The sequence below is a fragment of the Pseudomonas sp. ICMP 8385 genome (assembly GCF_002699915.1).
GTDB classification, from domain to species: domain Bacteria; phylum Pseudomonadota; class Gammaproteobacteria; order Pseudomonadales; family Pseudomonadaceae; genus Aquipseudomonas; species Aquipseudomonas gessardii.
Genome location: NZ_LKBY01000135.1, coordinates 64,468 through 86,557 on the forward strand (window position 1 = coordinate 64,468; position 22,090 = coordinate 86,557).

Consider the following 22,090-nt stretch of genomic DNA (forward strand, 5'->3'; position numbering starts at 1 on the left):
TCCTCACTCAAGAAATCAGTTTTTCAAGATCATCGAGAGATAGACGTTTGAGGGCCTCCAGAGATTTAGCCAATTGATCCTGAACCGGCGACAAATCGGCGCGCAGGGCTTCGATGCGGTCACAGAACTGTTCCAGGGTGTCTGCGGCAAACAACTCCTTGAGCGGCACCTGGTCACCCAGGCGCTCGCTGATCCGCGTGACCACCAGGGTCGCCAATAACGAATGGCCGCCGAGCTGGAAGAAACTATCGTTCAAGCCGACCTGTTCGACTTCCAGCACTTGCTGCCAGATAGTCGCCACCTCCCGTTGCAGGTCAGTGCGCGGCGCGGCGTATTCCAATAGCCGTGGGTTGCCGCCCAGGGCCAGCAGGACCTTGCGGTCAAGCTTGCCATTGGGCGTCAATGGCAACGCGTCGATCAGGTGCAGATGACTGGGCACCATATACGCCGGCAGGCTGGCCGCCAGATGGCGGCGCAGGCTGTCCACCAGGCCGGGCTGCGCGCCGGCAGCCGGCTCGGCCACGACATACGCCAGCAACTGGTTGCCGCCAGCGCCCTCCTGCGTCAGTACAACCGCCTCGCCCACGGTGGGATGCGCCAGCAGGCGGGCTTCGATCTCGCTCAGTTCGATACGGAAACCGCGGATTTTCACCTGATGGTCGGCCCGCCCGATGTACTCGATATCGCCCTCGGCGCCCTGGCGCACCAGGTCGCCGCTGCGGTACAGCCGCTCACCGCCAGTGGAAAAGGGATCTGGCACATAACGCTCTGCGGTCAGCCCTGGACGCATCAGGTAACCACGGGTGACCCCGGCGCCCGCCAGGTACAACTCGGCCGCGACACCCGCCGGCAGCACCTGCAACTGCGAATCGAGCAAGTAGGCCGTGGTGTTTTCCAGTGGCCGCCCGATATTCGCCCGCCCGCCCGGCACACGCAGGGTGAAGGTCGAATAGGTCGTGTCTTCCGAGGGGCCGTACAAGTCGTAGACACGTTCCACCGCCGTGCTGGCGTACAAGCTGTCGACCAGCGCCTGCCGGAGCGGCTCGCCCGCCAGGTTGATGGTCTGCACCGAGGGCGGGATCTGCCCGGCCCGCTGCAAGGCGGCAATCGCCGAGGGCACGGTATTGATCAGGCGTACGCGCGCGCGCGCCGGCAACTCGGGCAAGGCCAGGGCGTTGTCCGCAAGCACCATGAAACCACCGCCGGCCAGGGTGACGAAGATCTCCCACACCGACAGGTCGAAGCAGATCGACGTCGAGGCCAGCACCCCTTGCAGGGCTTCACGCGGATAGGTCGCCAGCGACCACTGGACCAATGCCGCGACGTTGCCATGGGTGATGGCCACACCCTTGGGCTTGCCGGTGGAGCCGGAGGTGTAAATCACATACGCCAGGTTGGCCGCGCAGGTCAGCGGCGCCGGGCAGGTCTGCGGCCAGTCATGCAGCCATTGCGGGCCCGGCTCGACCAGCAGCACCTGGGCTTGCAGCTCGGCGGGCAGCACCTCGAGCAATGGCGCTTCGCTCAGCACCACGCTTGCCTGGCTATCGTCGAGCATATGCAGCAAGCGCTCCTGTGGGTACTCCGGGTCCAGCGGCACATAAGCACCGCCCGCCTTGAGGATCGCCAGCAGGCCAATGACCATCTGCGGGGTGCGGCGCAGGCACACGCCCACTCGCACTTCCGGGCCAACGCCCAGCGCCCGCAGCTTGTGCGCCAACTGATTGGCCCGGGCATCGAGGGTGGCGTAATCCAGTTGCTCTTCGCCAAACACCAACGCCGGCGCCTGCGGCTCACGCCGTACCTGGGCTTCGATCTGCGCGACCACACTCGCGGTGGTCAGTGCGCGACTCGGCGCACGCCCCCAGGCCAATGCGGCCTGACGCAGGTCTGCACGCAACAACTCCAGGGCGCCGAGTGGTTGGCCGGCGTCAGCCATGAACTGGCTCATCAAATGTTCCAGTTGCTCGGCCAGACGCTGGACACTTGTCACGTCGAAACAGGCCTGGTCAAAACTGCAACCCAGGGTCAGCTCGCTACCTGCCACGGCCACCAGGGTCAGCGGGTAGTTGGTTTGCTCCTGGCGGCGAATCGGCGAGAACACCAGGCCGCTCCCCTGCCCTTGCTGCAAGGCCTCGGACATCGGGTAGTTCTCGAACACCAGGATACTGTCAAACAACGGGCCCGCCCCCAGCCCGGCCCAGCGTTGAATGTCATACAGCGGCGTGTGTTCGTGCTCGCGCAAGGCCAGGTTAAGGTCCTGCACCTGCTGAACCCACTGCGCCACCGTCTGTTGCGGCGACGGCGTGGCCACCACCGGCAAGGTGTTGATAAACAGGCCGATCTGCTGCTCGACCCCTGGCAAGTCCATCGGGCGCCCGGCCACAGTGGCACCGAAGGTCACCGTGGCGTGGCCGGTGTAGCGCTGCAACAACAAGAGCCAGGCAGCCTGCATCAGGGTGTTGAGGGTGATTTTTTGCGCGCGGGCAAACGCGTTCAACTGCGCCGTCAGCTCGGCGCTGAACCGATGCTCATGGTCCGCATAACCACTGCCCAGCACCTGTTGCGGGCCCACGGCATCAGCCAGGCGGGTCGGCTCCTGCAAGTGCTCCAAGGCCTGGCGCCAGAACCCCTGGCTGGCCTGGGCATCCCGCTGGCTCAACCACTCGATATAGTCGCGATAGCGCCCCTGCGCTGCGGCAGGCGCCTGCCCGGCGTAACGTTGCAACACCTCGCCAAACAGCTGCGAAGTGCTCCAGCCGTCCATCAGGATGTGATGGCTGGTGTAGATCAGGTGATAAGTGCTGGCGCCGGTACGTACCAGGATTACCCGCAGCAACGGCGCACGATCAAGCTGAAAACCAGTGTCCAAATCCTCACGGGCCAACTGATCGAGGGCCTGCTCAAGGTTCGCCCGGCCCTGCCAGTCATGAATCACCAGTGGCATGGGCACGCTGCCCAACACGATCTGCAGCGGCGCATTCATCTCCTGCGGCCAGACAAACGCGGTGCGCAGAATATCGTGGGCATCCAGGGTCTGCTGCCAGGCCGCGCGGAAACGCTCGGCATCCAATTGCTGCACATCGACCCGCAACTGGTTGGTGTAGGCCGGGCCATCCGGCTCGTGCAGGTTGTGGAACACAATCCCCTGCTGCATAGGCGACAGCGGATACAGATCGGCGATGTCCCGTGGCGTGACGGGCAGCCGCTCCAGCTGCGCCTGGGTGACATTCACCAGGTTGAAGTCCGACGGCGTCACACCACTGTGCTGTTCGTTACTGCAATGCTCGATCAGCGCCGCCAGCTCAGCGGCGTAATCGTCGGCCAACGCCTGCACCGTGTGGTGGTGATACATGCCCGTGCTGAAGGTCCAGCTCAGTTCCAGCTCGGCGCCGTACACCTGACCGTTGATGCTCAGCCAGTTGCTCAGTTCCCCCAGTTCGCTGCGTGCGGCACCGTCGGCTTCAGGCGCCGGCAGGAACAGCGCGCCCTGGCCTGCGGCAAAGTCCCCGTCGAACTGGCCCAGGTAGTTAAAGGTAATCCGTGGCTCGCCGAGGTCGGCCAACGCCGCCTGGCTGACCGCATCGCCACAGTAACGCAGCAAGCCGTAGCCGATGCCTTTGTTCGGCAACTGACGCAGTTGCTCCTTGACGTGCTTGATCGACGTGTCGAGATCGGCAGCCGGGGTCAGCTTCACCGGGAACAGGCTGGTGAACCAGCCCATGGTCCGGGAGATGTCCAGCTCATCGAACAAGGCTTCACGGCCATGCCCCTCCAGCTGGATCGCCACCGCAGACTGTTGGCTCCAGCGGCACAGCACGCGGGCCAGTGCGGTCAGCAACAGGTCATTGACCTGGGTCCGGTAGGCCGCTGGCGCGACTTTCAACAGCTGGTGCGTCAAAGCCTGATCCAGGCGGGTCGATACCACAGCGGCCTGGGACAGGCTCAATCCGCCGTCCGGGTTGTCGCGTGGCAGATCCAACACGCTACCCTGCAAGCAATCCTGCCAATAACCCAACTGGGCCTTAAGTGCATCACTCTGGGCATAGCCCTGCACACGCTCGCCCCAGGCTTGCAGCGAAGCCCCCTTGCCTGCCAGTTTGACCGGCTCCCCGCGCGCCGCCTGGGTGTAGGCGCTTTGCAGATCTTCCAGCAACACCCGCCAGGACACGCCATCGACTACGGTGTGATGAATCACCAGTTGCAGGCGTTGCTGCCCCTGGGGCAACTCCATCAAGACGGCACGCAGCAACACGCCCTGCTCCAGGTTCAAGCTGCGCTGGGCCTGATCGGCCAGGGCCTGGACCTCATCCGCTGTGGCCAGGGCCGCGGGGGTCCACAGCAACTCGCCGGGTATGTGCGCCTGATAGTCGGCGCGCCATTGCTCGCCCTGTTGCGTGAAGGCCAGGCGCAGCGCATCGTGCTGGGCATATAACGCCTGCAAGGCCAGGTTCAACGCGGCCCCATCCAGGCGGGCCTGGGGGTGCAGCAGGATCGACTGGTTCCAGTGATGACGCTGGGGAATATCCAGGGCAAAGAAACGTGCCTGGATCGGCAGCATCGCCTGGGCTCCGCTGATCTGCCGGGTGCTGGCCGGCGCCGCAGGGGCCTTGATCTCGACCCATTTGGCCACTTGCGCCAACTGGGCAATGGTCTGTTTTTCAAACAACTGCTTGGGGGTCAGCTTGATCCCGCGACGCTTGGCCCGGGCAATGATTTGCAGGCTGAGGATCGAGTCACCGCCCAGTTCAAAAAAGTTGTCGCCCGTGCCGACCTGCTCGACCTTGAGCACCTGGACCCAGACTTCGGCCAACGCCTGCTCCAGCTCATTGCCGGGGGCCACATAGGCTTGGGCCTGTGCATCCGGGACCGGCAGGGCCCGACGATCCAGCTTGCCGTTGGCCGTCAGCGGCAAGCGTTCGAGCAACATGATCCGCGCCGGCACCATGTAGTCGGGCAGCCGCCCCTGCAGCTCGCGGGTCAGTTGTTCGGCATCGGTGCTGGCCGTTGGCGCCAGTACGCAGTAGGCAACCAGTTGTACACGCCCGGCATCGCTGTCCATCGGCAACGCCAGCACGGCCGCATCTTGTACGCTGTCCAACTGCCGCAGAACCTGCTGGACTTCGCCAGGCTCGACCCGGTAGCCACGGATTTTCACCTGGTCGTCGCCACGCCCGAGAAACTCCAGCGCGCCATCGACACGCCGCGCACGGTCGCCGGTGCGGTACACCCGCTCGCCCTGCCCCCCTTGTGGATCAGGCACAAAACGTTCGGCGGTCAAGCCTGGCTGGTTCAGATAACCTTGCGCCACACCGGCACCGCCCAGGTACAACTCCCCCGCCACTCGCGCGGCGACCGGGTTGAGGTAGGCGTCCAGCAGGCGCGCGCGGGTATTGGCCAGGGGTTGGCCGACGGGCACGCTCAAGGTCGCGGGTCGCTCGCCCGTCACCTCGTGGGTCAGTACGCCGACCGTGGTTTCGGTCGGCCCGTAATGGTTGATGATCCGGCAATCCGGCGCCAGTTGCGCCACCTGGTGCACCAAGGACCACGGGCACGTCTCGCCCCCCAGCACCAACACATGGGCCGGCAGCACATCGGCCGGGTTGCCGGCCTGCAACAGGCTATGCAAATGGCTGGGCACGACTTTCAGCGCGCCGACCCGATGCTCGCGCATGTAACGGGCGAAACGGTCCGGGTCGAACGCATAAGCCTGCGGCACCAGGTGCAACAGGCGCCCGCTGGCCAGCGCAGCAAACAGCATGGTGTGCCCCAGGTCCGCCGCCAGGGTGGAAATCATCGCCAGGCTGGCATCGCTCGGCAGGCGCAACTGCTGCACAATCGCTTGTACGTAGTTACCCAAGGCCTGATGGCTGACCAGCACCCCCTTGGGCTGCCCGGTGGAGCCCGAGGTGAAGATCAGGTAGGCCGGTTGCTCCGGGGCCACTTGCAGGTCCAGCGGGGCGGCGCTGTACGCAGCAAACCGCGCCGGCTCATAGTCAACCACCGCACACTGGCACTCGATACGGTTATCGCCCGCCGGGCGCAACAGCCAGGCCGCGCCACTGCCAGTGAGCACCTGTTGCAAGCGCTCGGCCGGTTGTTGCACATCCAGCGGCAGGTACACGCCACCGGCCTTGAGGATCGCCAGCAGGCCCACGGTCCAGGCGGCGCTGCGCTCCAGGGCCAGGGCCACGACCTCGCCGCTGCGCACCCCTTGCTCGCGCAAGTGCCGGGCCAGGCGGTTGGACTGCTGCTCCAGTTCGGCAAAACTGATGAGTTCCTGCCCGCAGCGCACGGCGGCGGCATCGCCACGGGTCGGCCCGTTGGCTTGCCACAACCCCAGGAAATGCGGGTGCGCGAAAGCCTGCCTGACCTCTTCGCCCACCACCCCGGCCACGCCGGGCCGTTGATGAATCGGCGCGGCAGGCGCCGCGACCATCGCCTGCAATACGGCCTGCAACGCCTCGGCCATGGCCTCGACAGTGCCGCGCTCGAACAGGTCGGTCGCGTAGCTGAAGCTGATCTGGATGCCGTGTTCAGTGTCGGTGAAGTCCAATGCCAGGTCGAAACGCGCGTCATGTTCCGCGATCTCGAAGGGCTCAATACCCAGCGCGGAAAAACTGCCCTGGCCATTGTGGCTCAGGCCGCTACCCGCCAGGTTCTGATTGATCTTCACCTGGAACAACGGGTTGTGGCTCAGGTTACGCTCAGGCGCCAGGGCATCCACCAACTGCTCGAAGGGCAAGTCCTGATGCGCCTGGGCCCCGAATACGACCTCTTTGACCTGTGCCAGCAACTGCTCGAAACTCTGCTGCTCATCGACCTCGACCCGCAAGACCTGGGTGTTGATAAAGAAACCGATCAGGCCTTCGGTTTCACTGCGATTGCGCCCGGCGTTCGGCGCGCCCAGACGGATATCGCACTGCCCGCTCTGGCGGGCCAAGACCACCGAGAACCCCGCCAGCACCAGCATGAACAACGTGTAACCGCGCTCGCTGCCCAGGGTTTTCAGGGCCTGGGACAAGGCCCTGGAGCAATCGGCGGTGAACGCCGCGCCGCGATAACTGGGCTGCGGTGGACGCTCGCGGTCCAACGGCAACGCCAGCAACGGCTGCTCGTCGCCCAGCGTCTGCGTCCAGTACTGCAACTGGCGCTCGCTTTCACCGGCCTCCATCCAGCTGCGTTGCCACAGGGCAAAGTCCGCGTACTGGATCGGCAAGACTGGCAACCGGGGCTCACGCTGGTGCGCGATCGCGTCATACAGGTGGACAAATTCCTCGACCATCAACTGGCTCGACCAGCCATCGGAAACGATGTGATGCACCGTCACCACCAGCACATGCTCCTGGGCGCCGAGACGGTAGAGTTTGACCCGCAGCAACGGGCCATTGATCAGATCGAAGGGCTGCGCCAGTTCCTCGGCGACCAGGGCCTTGAGCCCGGCTTCTGCCGCCTCCAGGGCCGCCGCAGGCACGTCGATGCACTGCAGATGCACCGGCGCGTGCTCGTCAATATGCTGATAGAAGGCACCGTCTTGCGAGACGAAACGGGTGCGCAGCACTTCATGGCGCTGCACCAACGCATCAAAGGCCTGGCGCAGGCTGGTTTCGTTCAACGCCCCCTTGAGGCGCACGGCACGCGGCACGTTGTAGAACGGGCTCTGCGGCTCCATCTGCCAGAGAAACAGCAGGCGTTGCTGGGCAAAAGACAAAGGAATGCGGGGCACGTCATGGCGACTGGCGACAATCGGCAACAGCTTGAAGCTGTTGTTGGCCTCGTTCATCTTCGCCAGGATCTGGCGCCGCTGCTCCAGACCCAGGCCGATGAAACGCTTGGCAATACGCTCTGCGGTAGTCTTATCCATTTCAAGCCTCCTCCATCAGGTCCATCATTTTTTCAATATCCGACAGCCCTTCTTCGCTCAGGGCCGAGCGGCTTTCGAGCACCGCCTGGGCGAACTCGGCAAGGGTCGGCGCTTCAAAGATCAGGCGCAGCGCAATGTCGATGCCCAGTTGTGAGTTGATGCGCGAGATCGCCTGTGTCGCGAGCAATGAATGCCCGCCCAGGTCAAAGAAGTTGTCACCCAGGCCAATGCGCTCGATGTGCAGGATGTCCTGCCAGATCGCGGCGATCTGTTGTTCGAGTTCGGTTTCCGGCGCCTGGTAAACCTGCTGCGCCAACACCGGATCGGCCTTGGGCAAGGCCTTGCGCTCCAGCTTGCCGTTGGGGCTCAACGGCATGCGCGCGAGGACGATCCACTGCCCCGGCACCATATAGTCCGGCAGGTGGCGCGACAGGCTTGCGCCCAGCGTTGCGCCAAACCGGGCCTGATCCTGCTCGCTGCTGTGCAGCAGTTGCCCATCGCCTGGCACCACGTAGGCCACCAGGCGTTTGCCGGTCGGCCCGTCCTGCGCGATCACGACCGCCTCGACCACCGACGGCTGCTCCATCAGGCGCGCTTCGATTTCCCCCAGCTCGATACGCAGGCCGCGGATCTTCACTTGATGGTCGATACGCCCGAGGTACTCGATCACCCCGCTGGCCCGATGCCGGGCCAGGTCACCGGTACGGTACAGACGCCCGGCGCCATACGGGTTCGGCACAAAACGCTCGGCGGTCAGCGCCGGCCGGCGATGGTAACCACGGGCCAGGCCTTCCCCCCCCAGGTGCAACTCACCGGCCACACCCACCGGCAACGGTTCCAGATCCGGGCCGAGGATATAGGTGCCCACGTTGGCGATCGGCTGACCGATCGGCACGCTGTCGCGCCCTTCATCGACACAGTGCCAATGCGTCACGTCAATGGCCGCTTCGGTTGGGCCATACAGGTTGTACAAGCGGGCCTGCGGCAGTTGTTTGAACACCTGCTGCTGAGCCTCCACCGGCAACGCTTCACCGCTGCAGATCACCTGGCGCAAGCCTGTGCAACTGGCCGCGCGCGGGTCCAGCAAGAAGGCCTGGAGCATCGAGGGCACAAAGTGCAGCGTGGTCACGGCGTGCTGGTTGATCAGCTCGACCAGAGCGCCCGGGTCACGATGGGCCCCAGGTTCCGCGACCACCAGGCGCGCACCGGTCATCAGCGGCCAGAAGAACTCCCAGACCGACACGTCAAAGCTGAACGGGGTTTTCTGCAACACCGCGTCCGTGGCATCCAGTGGATAGGCCTCCTGCATCCAGCACAGGCGGTTGGTCAGCGCGGCGTGCCGGTTGCCGGCGCCTTTGGGTTGCCCGGTGGAGCCTGAGGTGTAGATCACATACGCCAGGCTTTGCGGGTCCGGTTCGCGCTGGAGCCGTTCGGTACTGAAGGCTGCCACCGACTCATCGAGGTCAAGCACTTGCAGCCCTTGGGGAACCGGAAGCTGCTCACGCAGATGCGCCTGGGTCAACAACAGGCCGATCCCGCTGTCCTGCATCATGTCGCCCAGACGTTCCTGCGGATACTCGGGGTCGAGCGGGACATAAGCGCCGCCGGCCTTGAGCACGGCGAGCAAACCAATGACCATTTCCAGCGAGCGCTGCGCGGCCACGCCGACCAGCACATCGGTGCCCACCCCCAGGCCGCTGAGGCGCCGCGCCCATTGGTTGGCCCGGGCATCAAGCTGGGCATAGCTCAGTTGCGTGTCGCCGAACACCAGGGCGATGGCCTCTGGCGTGCGCTCGGCCTGGGCCTCGATCAACTGGTGGACCCCCAGGTGCAGCGGGTACTCGGCCTGGGTCTGGTTCCAGTCCAGCAGCACTTGTTGGGCCTGGGCCTCGGCCAGCAGCGGCAACGCCGCCACCCGCTGCGTCGGCTCGGCGACAATGGCGTGCAGCAGGTTCTGCCAGTGGCCGAGCAATTGCGCCATGCTTTGCGCTGTAAACAGATCGACCGCATAGGTCAGGGTCGCGACCAACTGCCCGTAGGATTCGTAGGTTTCCAGGCTCAGGTCGAACTGCGTCGTGCGGCCGCGGGCTTCCAGCCCGCACAGGTTCAGGCCCGGCAAGGCAATATCGAGCCCTTTGCGGCCTTCGTCGAGGTGGTTGTACATCACCTGGAACAGCGGGCTGTGGCTCAGGCTGCGCTCGGGCTGCAACGCGTGCACCAGTTGCTCGAACGGCAGGTCCTGGTGGGCCTGGGCCTGCAGCGCGGTCTGTTTGACCTGAGCGAGCAAGTCGCTGAAGCGGCCCTGCCCATCCACCTCGGCCTTGAGCACCTGAGTATTGACGAAGAAGCCGATCAGACGCTCGATCTCCACCCGGTTACGGTTGGCGATGGGCACGCCGACCCGAATGTCGTTTTGCCCGCTGTAGCGATGCAACAAGGCCTGGAACGAAGCCAGCAGCAGCATAAACAGCGTGACCTGCTCACGCTGGGCCAGGGCCTTGAGTGAGTGCAGCAGGCTGGCCGGCAATGTCACCTCTTGGCTGGCGCCGACAAAGCTCTGCACACTCGGCCGTGGGTGGTCGGTGGGCAGGGCCAATACCGGCTGCTCGCCGCCCAGGGTGTCGGTCCAGTAGGCCAGTTGCCGGGCTTGCTCGCCGCCTTCCATCCACTGCCGCTGCCATTGCGCATAGTCGAGGTACTGCAACGCCAGTGCCGGCAGGCTCGGCGTGCGCCCCTGGCTGTAGGCGGCATAGGTTTCAATCAGTTCGTCAACCATCACCTGCATCGACCAGGCATCGGACACGATGTGGTGCTGGGTGAGGATCAGGACATGCTCCTCAGCCCCCAGGCGCAGCAGTTTTACCCGCAGCAGGGCATCGTGTTTGAGGTCGAACGGGCGATGCGCCTCGGCGTCCACCGCAGCCTCGAGCCCGGCCTCGTGGTCCAGCGCCTGCGCCTCCAGTTGCAGGTCGGCCTGGGCATGGATCACCGGCACCACCTGCAGGTCATGCTGCGCAAACCCCGTACGCAGGATTTCATGACGGGCGATCAGGCTATTGAAGCTGCGTTCCAGTGCCATCACGTCCAATTGCCCTTGCAGGCGCAAGGCCAGGGGCAGGTTGTAGGCGACACTCTGCGGCTCCAGTTGCCAGAGGAACCACTGCCGCTCCTGGGCATAGGACAGGCGCAACCCCTGGTCCCGGGCCACGGGCAACAGCGGCGGCGCCGCACTTGCCTGTTCCTGGCCCAGGGCCTGGACAAAGGCCTGCAAAGTGCTGTGTTCAAACAAGGTGCGCAGCGGGACTTCCACGTTCAGCAACTGCCGCACCCGCGACATGACCTGGGTGGCCAGCAACGAGTGCCCGCCCAGTTCAAAGAAGTTATCCGTCAGCCCCACCTGCGCCAGCTTGAGCACGTCCTGCCAGATCTGCGCCACTTGGCGCTGGCGTTCGGTGCTCGGCGCCACATAGTGCTTTTGCACCTGGCTGGCGTCCGGCTTGGGCAGGGCCTTGCGGTCCAGCTTGCCGTTGGGCGTCAGCGGCAGGCGCGCCATGAACAGCCAGTGCTGCGGCACCATATAGTCCGGCAGTTGTTGCTGCAGGCGATGTTTCAGCGCTTCGCGCAAGCTGTCTTGTGCCGCCTCAGGCGCCACCAGGTAACTGACCAGCACCGCGCCGTGCGCACCGTCCTGGGCCACCACCACGGCTTCGCGCACCTCGCTGTGCTCCAGCAGACGCGCTTCGATCTCTCCCAACTCGATGCGGAAACCACGGATCTTCACCTGATGGTCGATCCGGCTGATGTAGTCGATCACCCCATCCGCGCGGTAGCGCGCCAGGTCGCCGGTGCGATAGAAGCGCCCGCCCGGTTCGCCATAGGGGTTGGGCAGGAAACGCTCGGCAGTCAGCGCCGGGCGCTCGAAATAGCCGCGCGCCAAGCCATCGCCACCGATCAGCAGCTCGCCGGCCACTCCCACCGGGTTGGCCGACAGGTCTTCACCGAGGATGTACAACGAAGTGTTGTTGATCGCCTTGCCCAGGTACGGCTGGCTGTGTTCGCTCGTCAACGGCTGCAAGGCCGACCAGATGGTGGTCTCGGTCGGGCCATATAGGTTCCAGGTCTCGGCCCCCAGGGCCGTCATGCGCTGCGCCAACTCATCGGCCAGCGCTTCACCGCCGCACAGCAAGCGCCGGCCCGCCAGGGCCCCCGCGTTGGGGCTTTCCAGCAACATGCGCCAGGTCGAGGGCGTGGCTTGCAGCAGCGTGATGCCCTGCTCTTGCACCTGTTGCAGGATCAATTCGGGATCGCGCTGGGTGTCCTGGCTGGCCAGCACCACCCGCGCGCCGACCATCAACGGCGCGTACAGCTCCAGGCCGAAGATATCGAAAGAGAACGTGGTCAGCGACAGCAGGCGATCCTGCGCAGCGATCCCCGGCGCGGCGGCCATGCTGACAATGAAGTTGGTCAGCGCGCCATGGCGCACCATCACGCCCTTGGGCTTGCCGGTGGAGCCGGAGGTGTAGATCGCATAGGCGAGGTTTTCCGGGTCCAGCGCAACCTGTGGGTTCGCCGTGCTGTAGCCGTCCAGGGCCCGGCCCAGGTCCAGCATCTGCACATCAGACGGAATCGGCAAGGCCAGGTGGGCCTGGCTCAGCAGCAACGTGAGGCCGCTGTCTTCGATCATGTAGCTCAGGCGATCCTGCGGGTAATCCGGGTCCAGCGGCACATAGGCACCACCGGCCTTGAGCACCGCCAGCAGGCCGATAACCATGTCCAGCGAACGCTCGAGCGCCACGCCCACCAGCACATCCGGGCCAACACCTAGCTCCATCAGGCGGTGTGCCCACTGGTTGGCCCGGGCGTTGAGTTCGGCGTAGCTCAGTGCTTGCTCGGCAAACACCAGCGCCAGCGCCTCGGGGGTACGCGCTGCCTGTTCTTCGATCAACTGCTGGATGCACTGCCCGGCCAGGTAGGCCACGGCGCTGCGGTTCCAGTCTTCGAGGATCACCCGCTCATCTGCGGCGGCCAGCAACGGCAATTGGGCAATGCGCTGCGTCGGGTCAGCCAGCACGGCCTGCAACAGGCGCTGCCAGTGCTGCGCCAGGCGTTCGATGGTGCTGGCGTCGAACAGTTCGCTGGCATACACCAGCGAGGCACTGAGGCTGTCGCGGGATTCGTAGGTTTCCAGGGTCAGGTCGAACTGCGCGGTCGGCTTGTCCCAGGCCAGGCCTTCGACCCGCAACCCAGGCAAGTCGACATCGATGCTTTGCTTGCCCGCACTCTGGTGGTTGTACATCACTTGGAACAACGGGCTATGGCTCAGGCTGCGCTCGGGCTGCAGCGCCTGGACCAGTTGCTCGAACGGCAGGTCCTGGTGGGCCTGGGCTTGCAGCGCCGTGTGCTTGACCTGGTGCAACAGGTCGATGAACGCGCCCTGGCCATCCACCTCGGCCTTGAGCACCTGGGTATTGACGAAGAAGCCGATCAAGCGCTCGATATCGACCCGCTGCCGGTTGGCCACCGGCACGCCGACACGAATATCGCTTTGCCCGCTGTAGCGATGCAGCAAGGCCTGGAACGACGCCAGCAGCAGCATAAACAGCGTCGCGCCTGCGCGCTGTGCCAGTTGTCGCAGGCCGGCGCTCAGCGCCGCATCCAGCGGGATTTCCAGGCGCGCGCCACGCGTGTCCTGTACCGCCGGACGCGGCCGGTCCGTCGGCAGTTCCAGGACCGGTTGCTCACCGCCCAACTGGTTGCTCCAGTAAGCCAGTTGCCGTTGCAGCTCACCGGCCTCCATCCACTGGCGCTGCCATTGCGCATAGTCGGCGTACTGGATCGGCTGGGCTGGCAGTTCCAGACCCTGGCCCTGGCTATAGGCGCCGTACAGGGCAATCAACTCTTCGACCAAGACCTGCATCGACCAGCCATCAGAAATGATGTGGTGCTGCGTCAGCAGCAACACATGATCGTCCGTCGCCAGTTGCAGCAATTTCACCCGCAACAACGGCCCGCGCTGCAAATCGAACGGTGCCTGGGCTTCGGCTTGCACCGCAGCGGCGATCAGCGCGTCACTGGCCAAAGGTTCTGCCACCAGCGCCAATGCCAGTGGGGCATCAATGATTTGCAGCGCCTGCTGGTCCTGGGTAAAGCGCGTACGCAGGCTTTCATGGCGCTCGATCAGCGTATTGAAGCTGCGGGCCAGGGCTGCCACATCCAGGCTGCCATGCAGGCGCAAGGCCAGCGGGATGTTATAGGCAGCACTGTGCGGTTCCAGTTGCCAGAGGAACCACTGCCGCTCCTGGGCATAGGACAGCAAGAGCGGCTGCTGACGATCCACCGCCACCAGCGCCGGCTCGTCACCGGCACGGCTCTGGCCCAGGGCCTGGACAAAGGCGTGCAAGGTGCTGTGCTCAAACAGCGTACGCAGCGCCAGGTCGATATTCAGTGCATGGCGCACCCGGGAAACCACCTGGGTCGCCAACAACGAATGGCCGCCCAATTCAAAGAAGTTGTCATTGAGGCCGACACGCTCGCGTTTGAGCACGTCCTGCCAGATCTGCGCGACGCGCTGTTCCAGCTCATTACGCGGGGCCACGAAGGATTGTTGCAACGGGCTGGCATCCGGCGCAGGCAGTGCTCTGCGATCCAGTTTACCGTTCGGGGTCAGCGGCAGCGCCTCAAGGAACACCCACTGCAACGGCACCATGTAATCGGGCAGGCGCTGGCGCAAGCTGTCGCGCAGGCTGTCACGCAATGCATCCTGGGCAAGGTCGGCCGACGCCGGCACCACGTAGCCCACCAAGGCCTTGCCGGTGCCGCTCGCGAAGACATCGACCGCCGCATCGCGCACCGCCTCCAACTCCAGCAGGTGCGCACTGATTTCGCCCAACTCGATCCGAAAGCCCCGCACCTTGACCTGCTGATCGACGCGCCCCACGTATTCGAGCAGGCCATCGTTACGCCGACGACCGAGGTCGCCGGTGCGGTACAGCCGGCCACCGGCCTCCAGGGCAAACGGGTCCGGCAGGTAGGCCGTGGCCGTACGCGCTGGGTCGCTCAGGTAACCCCGGCCCACCCCGACACCGGCGACCCACAGCTCACCCACGGCGCCCACCGGCACCGGTTGCAACTGGGCGTCGAGCAGGTACAGGCGGTTGTTGTCGGTCGGGCTGCCGATGGGCAGGCAAGTACCCTGGGTCGCAGCCATTTCCACACGGTACAAGGCCACGTCGTCCGAACATTCAGCCGGACCGTAAGCGTTGACCAGGCCAATCGCCGGGTAGCGTTGCAGCCAGCGGCGCGCCAGTTCCGGCGGCATCGCTTCACCGGTCGGCAGCATAAAGCGCAGGTGTTCAAAAACCATGACCGGCTCATCGAGCAAGCCCTGAATCAGTGACGGCACGCTTTCCAGGATCGTGATGCCCACCTTGCGCACATGGGCCAGCAAGGCTGCCGGCTCCTGGGCGATATCGTTCGGCACGATATCCACGCGCGCCCCGCACAGCGCGGCGGTGAGGAACTGCCATACCGAAATATCAAAACTCTGCGACGCCGTCTGGGCGATCACGTCCGTTTCCCCCAGTTCCAGGTACGGCAGTTTGCTCAACTGGTTGTTGAGCATGCCGCCCTGCTCGACCAGCACCCCCTTGGGCGTGCCGGTGGAACCGGAGGTATAGATGGCATACGCCAAGTGACGGGCGCCGACGTAGATCTGCGGGTTGCCCTGGGCAACCTCACCCTGCTGGAGGTCTTCCCAGACCAGCAGCCGTGGCGCGTCGTCCGCGTCGAGGCCGGCCAACAAGCTGCGGGCACGCTCGGCGCAGGCGGCGCTGCACAGCAGCACCGGCGTGCGGCTCAGCGCCAGCAGACGCAGCAGGCGCTCATCGGGCAAATGCGGGTCGAGTGGCAGGTAACCGGCCCCGGCCTTGAAACTGCCGATGATCATGCCCAGCAACGACAGATCACGTTCAGCCAGCAACGCCACCGGCTGATCAACCTGTACGCCCGCGGCAATCAGCCCATGCCCGGCACGGTTGGCCTGGCGGTTGAGTTCGTTGTAGCTCCAGTGCCGGTCCAGGCACGACGCCGCCGTGCGCTCGCCATACTGCGCCACACTGGCCTCGAACAGGCGCACATAACCCTGCTCCAGCGGGTAACGGCGCTCGGTCTGGTTGCACGCTTCCACCAACTGGTAGCGGTCCGCCTCGGACAGCAGCGCCAGGGACGAGAACTGGCCATGGAAACCGCTGACCAGCGCCCCCAGCACACGTTTCATATCGTCCAGCAGGCGATCAATGGTTGCTTCATCAAAGAAACGCTGGTCGTAGGACAGGTGCAGCCCCAGCTCGTCGCCCGGGTAGACCACCACCGTCAGCGGGTAGTTGGTGTGGGTCCGAGCGCTATCGGCAACCGCGCTGAGCGCCTGGGCGCCGCTGACCACCGTGCTCTCCAGCGGCGCGTTCTCGAACACAAACAGGCTGTCGAACAACGGCTGGCTGCTGTCGATGTGGCTGCACGCCTGGATTTTCACCAGCGGCAGATGCTCGTGCTCACGCAAGGCCAGGTTGTGCTCGAACAACGCTTGCAGCCATTGCTTGACGCTACCGGTCTGCGGCATGCGCACCCGCAGCGGGATACTGTTGATGAACAGGCCGACCGTGTCCTGCATCTCGGGACGGCTGATCGGTCGACCCGCCACCGTCACACCGAACAGCACATCCGACTCACCGCTGTAGCGGTGCATGACCAAGGCCCAGGCCGCCTGGGTGAAGGTATTGACGGTCAATTGATAATGCTGGGCCAGCTCACGCAACGCGCGACCTTCACTGCGTTCCAGGTTCAGGTAACGGTCACCGATCTGCGACTGGCCACCCTGGCGCTGTAGCGGCCGGTCGTAAGGCAGCCCGGTCGGTTGCTCGAAGCCTTGCAACTCTTCACGCCAGGCGCTGATTGCCGCCTCCTCGCCCTGTGCTTGCAGCCAGGCAATAAAGTCGCGGTAGCGCGCCGCCGGTTGCGGCAGCGGCTTGCCCTGGTAAAGGGTGAAGAAGTCTTGCAGCAGCAACGACCGGCACCAGGCATCGATCAAGATGTGGTGGTTGCTGAGGATGAACCAGTATTGCTGGGGCCCGCGACGGATCAGGCGCAGGCTGAAAGGGGGCTGCTCCAGCAAGTTGAAGCCTTGCTGGCGCTCGTTCTCCAGCAAACCCTGCAAATCGGCTTCGTGCTGCTCGGCCGGCACCTCGCTCCAGTCCAGGTAGTCGAGGCGCAGCGGCGCGTGGCGGTGAATGATCTGTAGCATTTCACCCTGGCGGTCGAGGTTGAATGAGGCCCGCAAGGCATCGTGCCGCTGGATGACTTGCTGCCAGGCGCTACGGAAACGCGGCAGGTCGATGTCACTGTCGATGCAGTAGCGATCCTGCATGAAGTAAATCCCCGAATGGGGCTCGAGCAAGGTGTGCAGCAACAACCCCTCTTGCATCGGCGATAACGGGTAAATGTCTTCGATCTGCCCCAGCGGGGTCTCCAGCGCGTCCAGACGCTCTTGAGTCAGGCTGGCCAACGGGAAGTCCGACGGTGTGGCACCGCCGGCTTGCGCGTGCAGGCAATGACCGATCAGCGCGGTCAACTCCTGGCGATAGTCTTCGGCCAGCCGTTCGATGGTCGCGCGTTCGTGCACCTCGCGGCTGAAGGTCCACTGCAATGACAGTTCACCGCCATATACCTGGCCTTCGATGCTCAACCAGTTGGCCAGCGGGGCGTGCTCGTCCTGAGCCCTGCCGGATTTTTCGGTAGACGGCACGAACAGCGCGCCGTCGTCGAATTGACCGTCGAACTGCCCCAGGTAGTTGAAGGTGATGCGTGGAGCCGGCAACTGCGCCAGGGCCGCCTGGACCTGCGGCTCGCCCAGATAGCGCAGCACCCCGAAACCCAGGCCTTTGCCGGGGATGGCGCGCAGTTGCTCCTTGACCGCCTTGATCGATGCGGGCAGGTCCTGTGCCGGGGTCAACTTCACCGGGAACAGGCTGGTGAACCAGCCCAGGGTCCGGCTCAGGTCGACCGCTTCAAACAGTTCCTCGCGACCGTGGCCCTCAAGCTGGATCAACACCGATTGTTCACCGCTCCAGCGGGCAATGACGCGGGCCAGTGCGGTCAACAACAGGTCGTTGACCTGGGTCCGGTAGGCTGCCGGCGCTTCTTGCAAGAGTTGGCGCGTCAATTGGCCATCGAAGGTCACGCTGACCTGTTGCCCGAGGGCACTGCCCAGCCCGCCCTGGGGGTGATCGCAGGGCAAATCTGCCGGCGCATCGGCCAGCGCCGCCTGCCAATAGTCCAGCTCCCGGGCCAGGGCCGGGCGCCGGGCATAGTCTTGCAGCTGTTCGGCCCAGGCCTGGTAGGCACTGGTTTTCGCCGGCAGTACCAGGGGCGCGCCGGCCCGGGCCTGGCTCAACAGGCTTTGCAGGTCTTCGAGCAAGACGCGCCAGGACACCCCGTCCACCACCAGGTGATGGATGGCCAGCAACAGCCGCTGGCTGCCGTCGGCCATCTTCACCAACAGCACCCGCAACAACGGGCCTTGCGCCAGGTCCAGGCTACGCTGGGCCTCATCGCAAAGGGCGTCGAGCTCTTCAGCGCTCGCCGCCTGGCGTTGCCACACTGGCGACGCATCCGGCATCGCGGCATAAACCTGGGTCCAGCCCTGGGCGCTGGCCTCGAAGCGCAGACGCAGGGCATCGTGCTGCTCGATCAGGCGCAGTACCGCAGCATCCACCTCGGCCAGGTCGAGGGTTTCCCGTGGGGTGAGTAACAGCGATTGGTTCCAGTGCGCGCGCCGGGCCATCGGCAGCTCGAAAAACCACTGTTGCACCGGGGTCAGCGGCGCCTCGCCGCTGACCGGGCCTTGATCAATAGTCACGGCCACATTGGCCTGGCAGACCTGTGCCAGGCTGCGCACGGTCTGGTGCTGGAACAAGTCCCGCGGGCTGAAGGTGATCCCGGCTTGACGGGCACGCCCGACCACCTGGATGGAGACGATGGAGTCGCCGCCCAACTCGAAGAAGTTGTCTTCCAGACCGACCTGCTCCACCCGCAATACATCACGCCAGATCGCTGCCAGGGCTTTCTCGGTCTCGCTGACCGGGGCAATGTATTGGGCCTGCACGCTGGCCTCGGCGCGCGGCAGGGATTTGCGGTCAAGTTTGCCGTTGGGCATCAACGGCAGCGCCGCCAGTTCCAGCAGGTGTTGCGGCACCATATAGTCCGGCAGGCCTTGCAGCAGGCTGGCCTTGAGCTGTTCGCGCCAGTCGGCCGGCGGTTGCTCGCCGGCCAACACCAGATAAGCCACCAGTTGCTTGCCGTCCTGGGCCAGCACCACTGCTTCACGCACCAGTTCGTGGTCGCACAGGCTGGCTTCGATTTCGCCCAGTTCGATACGCAGGCCACGCAGCTTGACCTGGTGGTCGAGACGCCCGAGGTATTCGATAACCCCATCGACCCGATAGCGCGCCAGGTCGCCGGTGCGGTACAAGCGCTCGCCGGGGTTGAACGGGTCGGGCACAAAGCGCTCGGCGGTCAGCCCTGGCCGCTGGTGATAACCACGGGCCAGGCCAACCCCGCCCAGGTACAGCTCGCCACCCGCGCCAACCGGCAGCAGGCCCAGGCCGGAACCGAGGATCTGGGTGCGCAGGTTGTCGATCGGCACACCGATAGGCACGCTGGCCCGGCGCTCGTCGACACAGCGCCAGTGCGTCACGTCGATGGCCGCTTCCGTCGGGCCATAGAGGTTGAACAGGCCGGCGCCCGGTAATTTGCGAAAGACCTGCTGCTGGGCATCCACCGGCAAGGCTTCACCGCTGCAGATGATGCGCTTGAGACTGCTACAGGCCTCGACCCCGGCCTCATGGATAAAGGCCTGTAACATCGACGGCACGAAGTGCAAGGTGGTGATCTGGTAACGCCCGATGGTCTCGATCAGGCGTGCCGGCTCCTGGTGCTCGCCCGGTAGCGCCACGGCCAACCGCGCACCGACCATCAGCGGCCAGAAGAACTCCCAGACCGAGACGTCGAAACTGAACGGGGTCTTTTGCAGTACCGTGTCGCGGGCATCCAGCGTGTAGGCGCGCTGCATCCACCACAGGCGGTTGGTCAGTGCCGTGTGACGGTTGCCCGCCCCCTTGGGCCGCCCGGTGGAGCCCGAGGTATAGATCATGTAGGCCAGTTGTTCCGGCAGGCAGGGCAGTGCCGGGTTGGCGTCGCTGTAGCCTTCCAGCCAGTCGCCGTCCTGATCCAGGCATAAGGCCTGGACCATCTCGCCCAACGGCAGGCGGCCCAGCAGGTGGCTCTGGGTCAACAGCAAGCGCACGCCACTGTCTTCGAGCATGTAGCGCAGGCGTTCGCTGGGATATTCCGGGTCGAGCGGCACGTAGGCGCCACCCGCCTTGAGCACCGCCAGCAGTGCCACGACCATTTCCACCGAGCGCTCGGTGGCCACGCCCACCAGCAACTCGGCGCCAGCCGGTGCCGATTCGCGCAGCTTGTGCGCCAGGCGGTTGGCGCGCTGATTGAGTTGCTGATACGTCAGGACTTGCTGATCGAACAACAGGGCAATCGCCTGTGGATTGTGCTGCACCTGTTCCTCGAACAACTGATGCACACCGCGCTGTGCCGGGAACTGCGCCGCGGTACGGTTCCAGTCCAGGACCTGGGTCTGCACCTGGGCGGCATCGAGTATTGGCAGCTCACTGACCCGGCGCGTGCTGTCGGCGACAATCTCGCTGAGCACCTTGAGCCAATGCCCCGCCATGCGCTCGATAGTCGCCGCAACGAACAGGTCACTGGCAAAGGTCAGGGCAGCCTTGAGCGTGCCGCCTTTCTCATAGGTATCCAGGGTCAGGTCGAACTGGGTGGTGCGGCTGTCCCATTCAAGCCGGCTCACGCTTAGCCCGCAATCCAGCTGCAACGTCTCGATGTCAGCCACTTGTGGCTGATGGTTGTACATCACTTGGAACAACGGGGTGTGGCTCAGGCTCCGCTCCAGCTTGAGGGCATCCACCAGGCGCTCGAATGGCAGGTCCTGATGGGCCTGCGCGGCATTGGCCAGCTCCTTGAGGTCGTGCAACAGGCCCGTCACCTGCGTCTGCTCATCAAACCGCGCACGGATCACCTGGGTGTTGACGAATAAACCGATCAGGCCTTCGACCTCCAGCCGGTTACGGTTGGCGATCGGCACGCCGATGCGCAAGTCGGTCTGGCCGGTGTAGCGGTACAAGAGGATATTGAAGGCGGCCAGTAGCACGGTAAACAACGACACATTCTGCTGGCGCGCGAACTGCCGCAGCTCATCGGCCAGGGCCGGCGGCAGGTCAAACTCGTAACGGCTGCCTTGATGGCTGGCCACCGCCGGGCGCGGGAAATCGGTCGGCAACTCAAGCACCGGATGCTCATCGCCCAGTTGCTCCTGCCAATATGCCAATTGGCGCTCTTGCTCGCCGGCTTCCATCCAGCGCCGCTGCCACAGGGCATAGTCGGCATACTGGATCGGCAGCGGTTCGAGGCTCAGCGCCTCGCCACGCCGGTGCGCCTCATAGAAACGCACGAACTCGTCGATGATGATACTCATCGACCAGCCATCGGAAACGATGTGGTGCAAGGTCAACAACAGCACGTGCTGCTGGGCATCGAGCTTGATCAGCTTGACTCGCAGCAAGGGGCCGGTGGCCAGGTCGAATGGCTGCATCGACTGTTGCTGGGCTTCGCTGCGGACCCGACGCTCACGCTCGTCCTCGGGGAGGATGCTGAAGTCCTCGCGCTCGACAATCAGTGGAGCACTGGCGGGCACTTGTTGCAGGCTCTCGTCGGGCAACTGGCGAAAGACCGTGCGCAAGGCTTCATGGCGCGCCACCAGACTGGCAAAGGCCTGCTCCAGCGCCGCCTCGTCCAGGCTGCCCTTGAGCCGCACGGCGCTGGGCAGGTTATAGGCGCCGCTTTGCGGGTCAAGTTGCCAGAGGAACCACATCCGGCGCTGTGCGTAGGACAACGCCTGGCGATCCTCGACCTCGACCCCTGCCGGGATCGGAAACTGCGCAAAATCCACCCCTTCCTTTTGCAAGGCCGCAAGGAACAGCCGGCGTTTTTCCAGGGGCAGCCCGATAAACCGGCGAGCGAGTTTCAAGGAGTCTTCAGCATTCATTTCTTAGCATCCGGTTCAATAGGCAGGAAGCACAAAGGCACGTC

Annotated in this window: 2 protein-coding genes; both read right to left on the minus strand. The window is 64.6% G+C overall.

Annotated elements, in window-relative coordinates; all coding sequences use genetic code 11:
- Window positions 1–7: 7 nt before the first annotated feature.
- Complete coding sequence (locus AO268_RS27125) at window positions 8–7,861, minus strand: non-ribosomal peptide synthetase (RefSeq protein ID WP_099170407.1); 7,854 nt, start codon at window positions 7,859–7,861, stop codon at window positions 8–10.
- A gap of 1 nt (window position 7,862) precedes the next feature.
- On the minus strand, window positions 7,863–22,046 hold the full coding sequence (locus AO268_RS27130) for a non-ribosomal peptide synthase/polyketide synthase (protein WP_099170408.1): 14,184 nt from the start codon (window positions 22,044–22,046) through the stop codon (window positions 7,863–7,865).
- Window positions 22,047–22,090 lie beyond the last annotated feature (44 nt).

Coding starts and splice junctions, on each gene's coding strand:
- AO268_RS27125 (WP_099170407.1), bottom strand. CDS start 7,861: ATGGATAAGACTACCGCAGAGCGTATTGCCAAGCGTTTCATCGGCCTG.
- AO268_RS27130 (WP_099170408.1), bottom strand. CDS start 22,046: ATGAATGCTGAAGACTCCTTGAAACTCGCTCGCCGGTTTATCGGGCTG.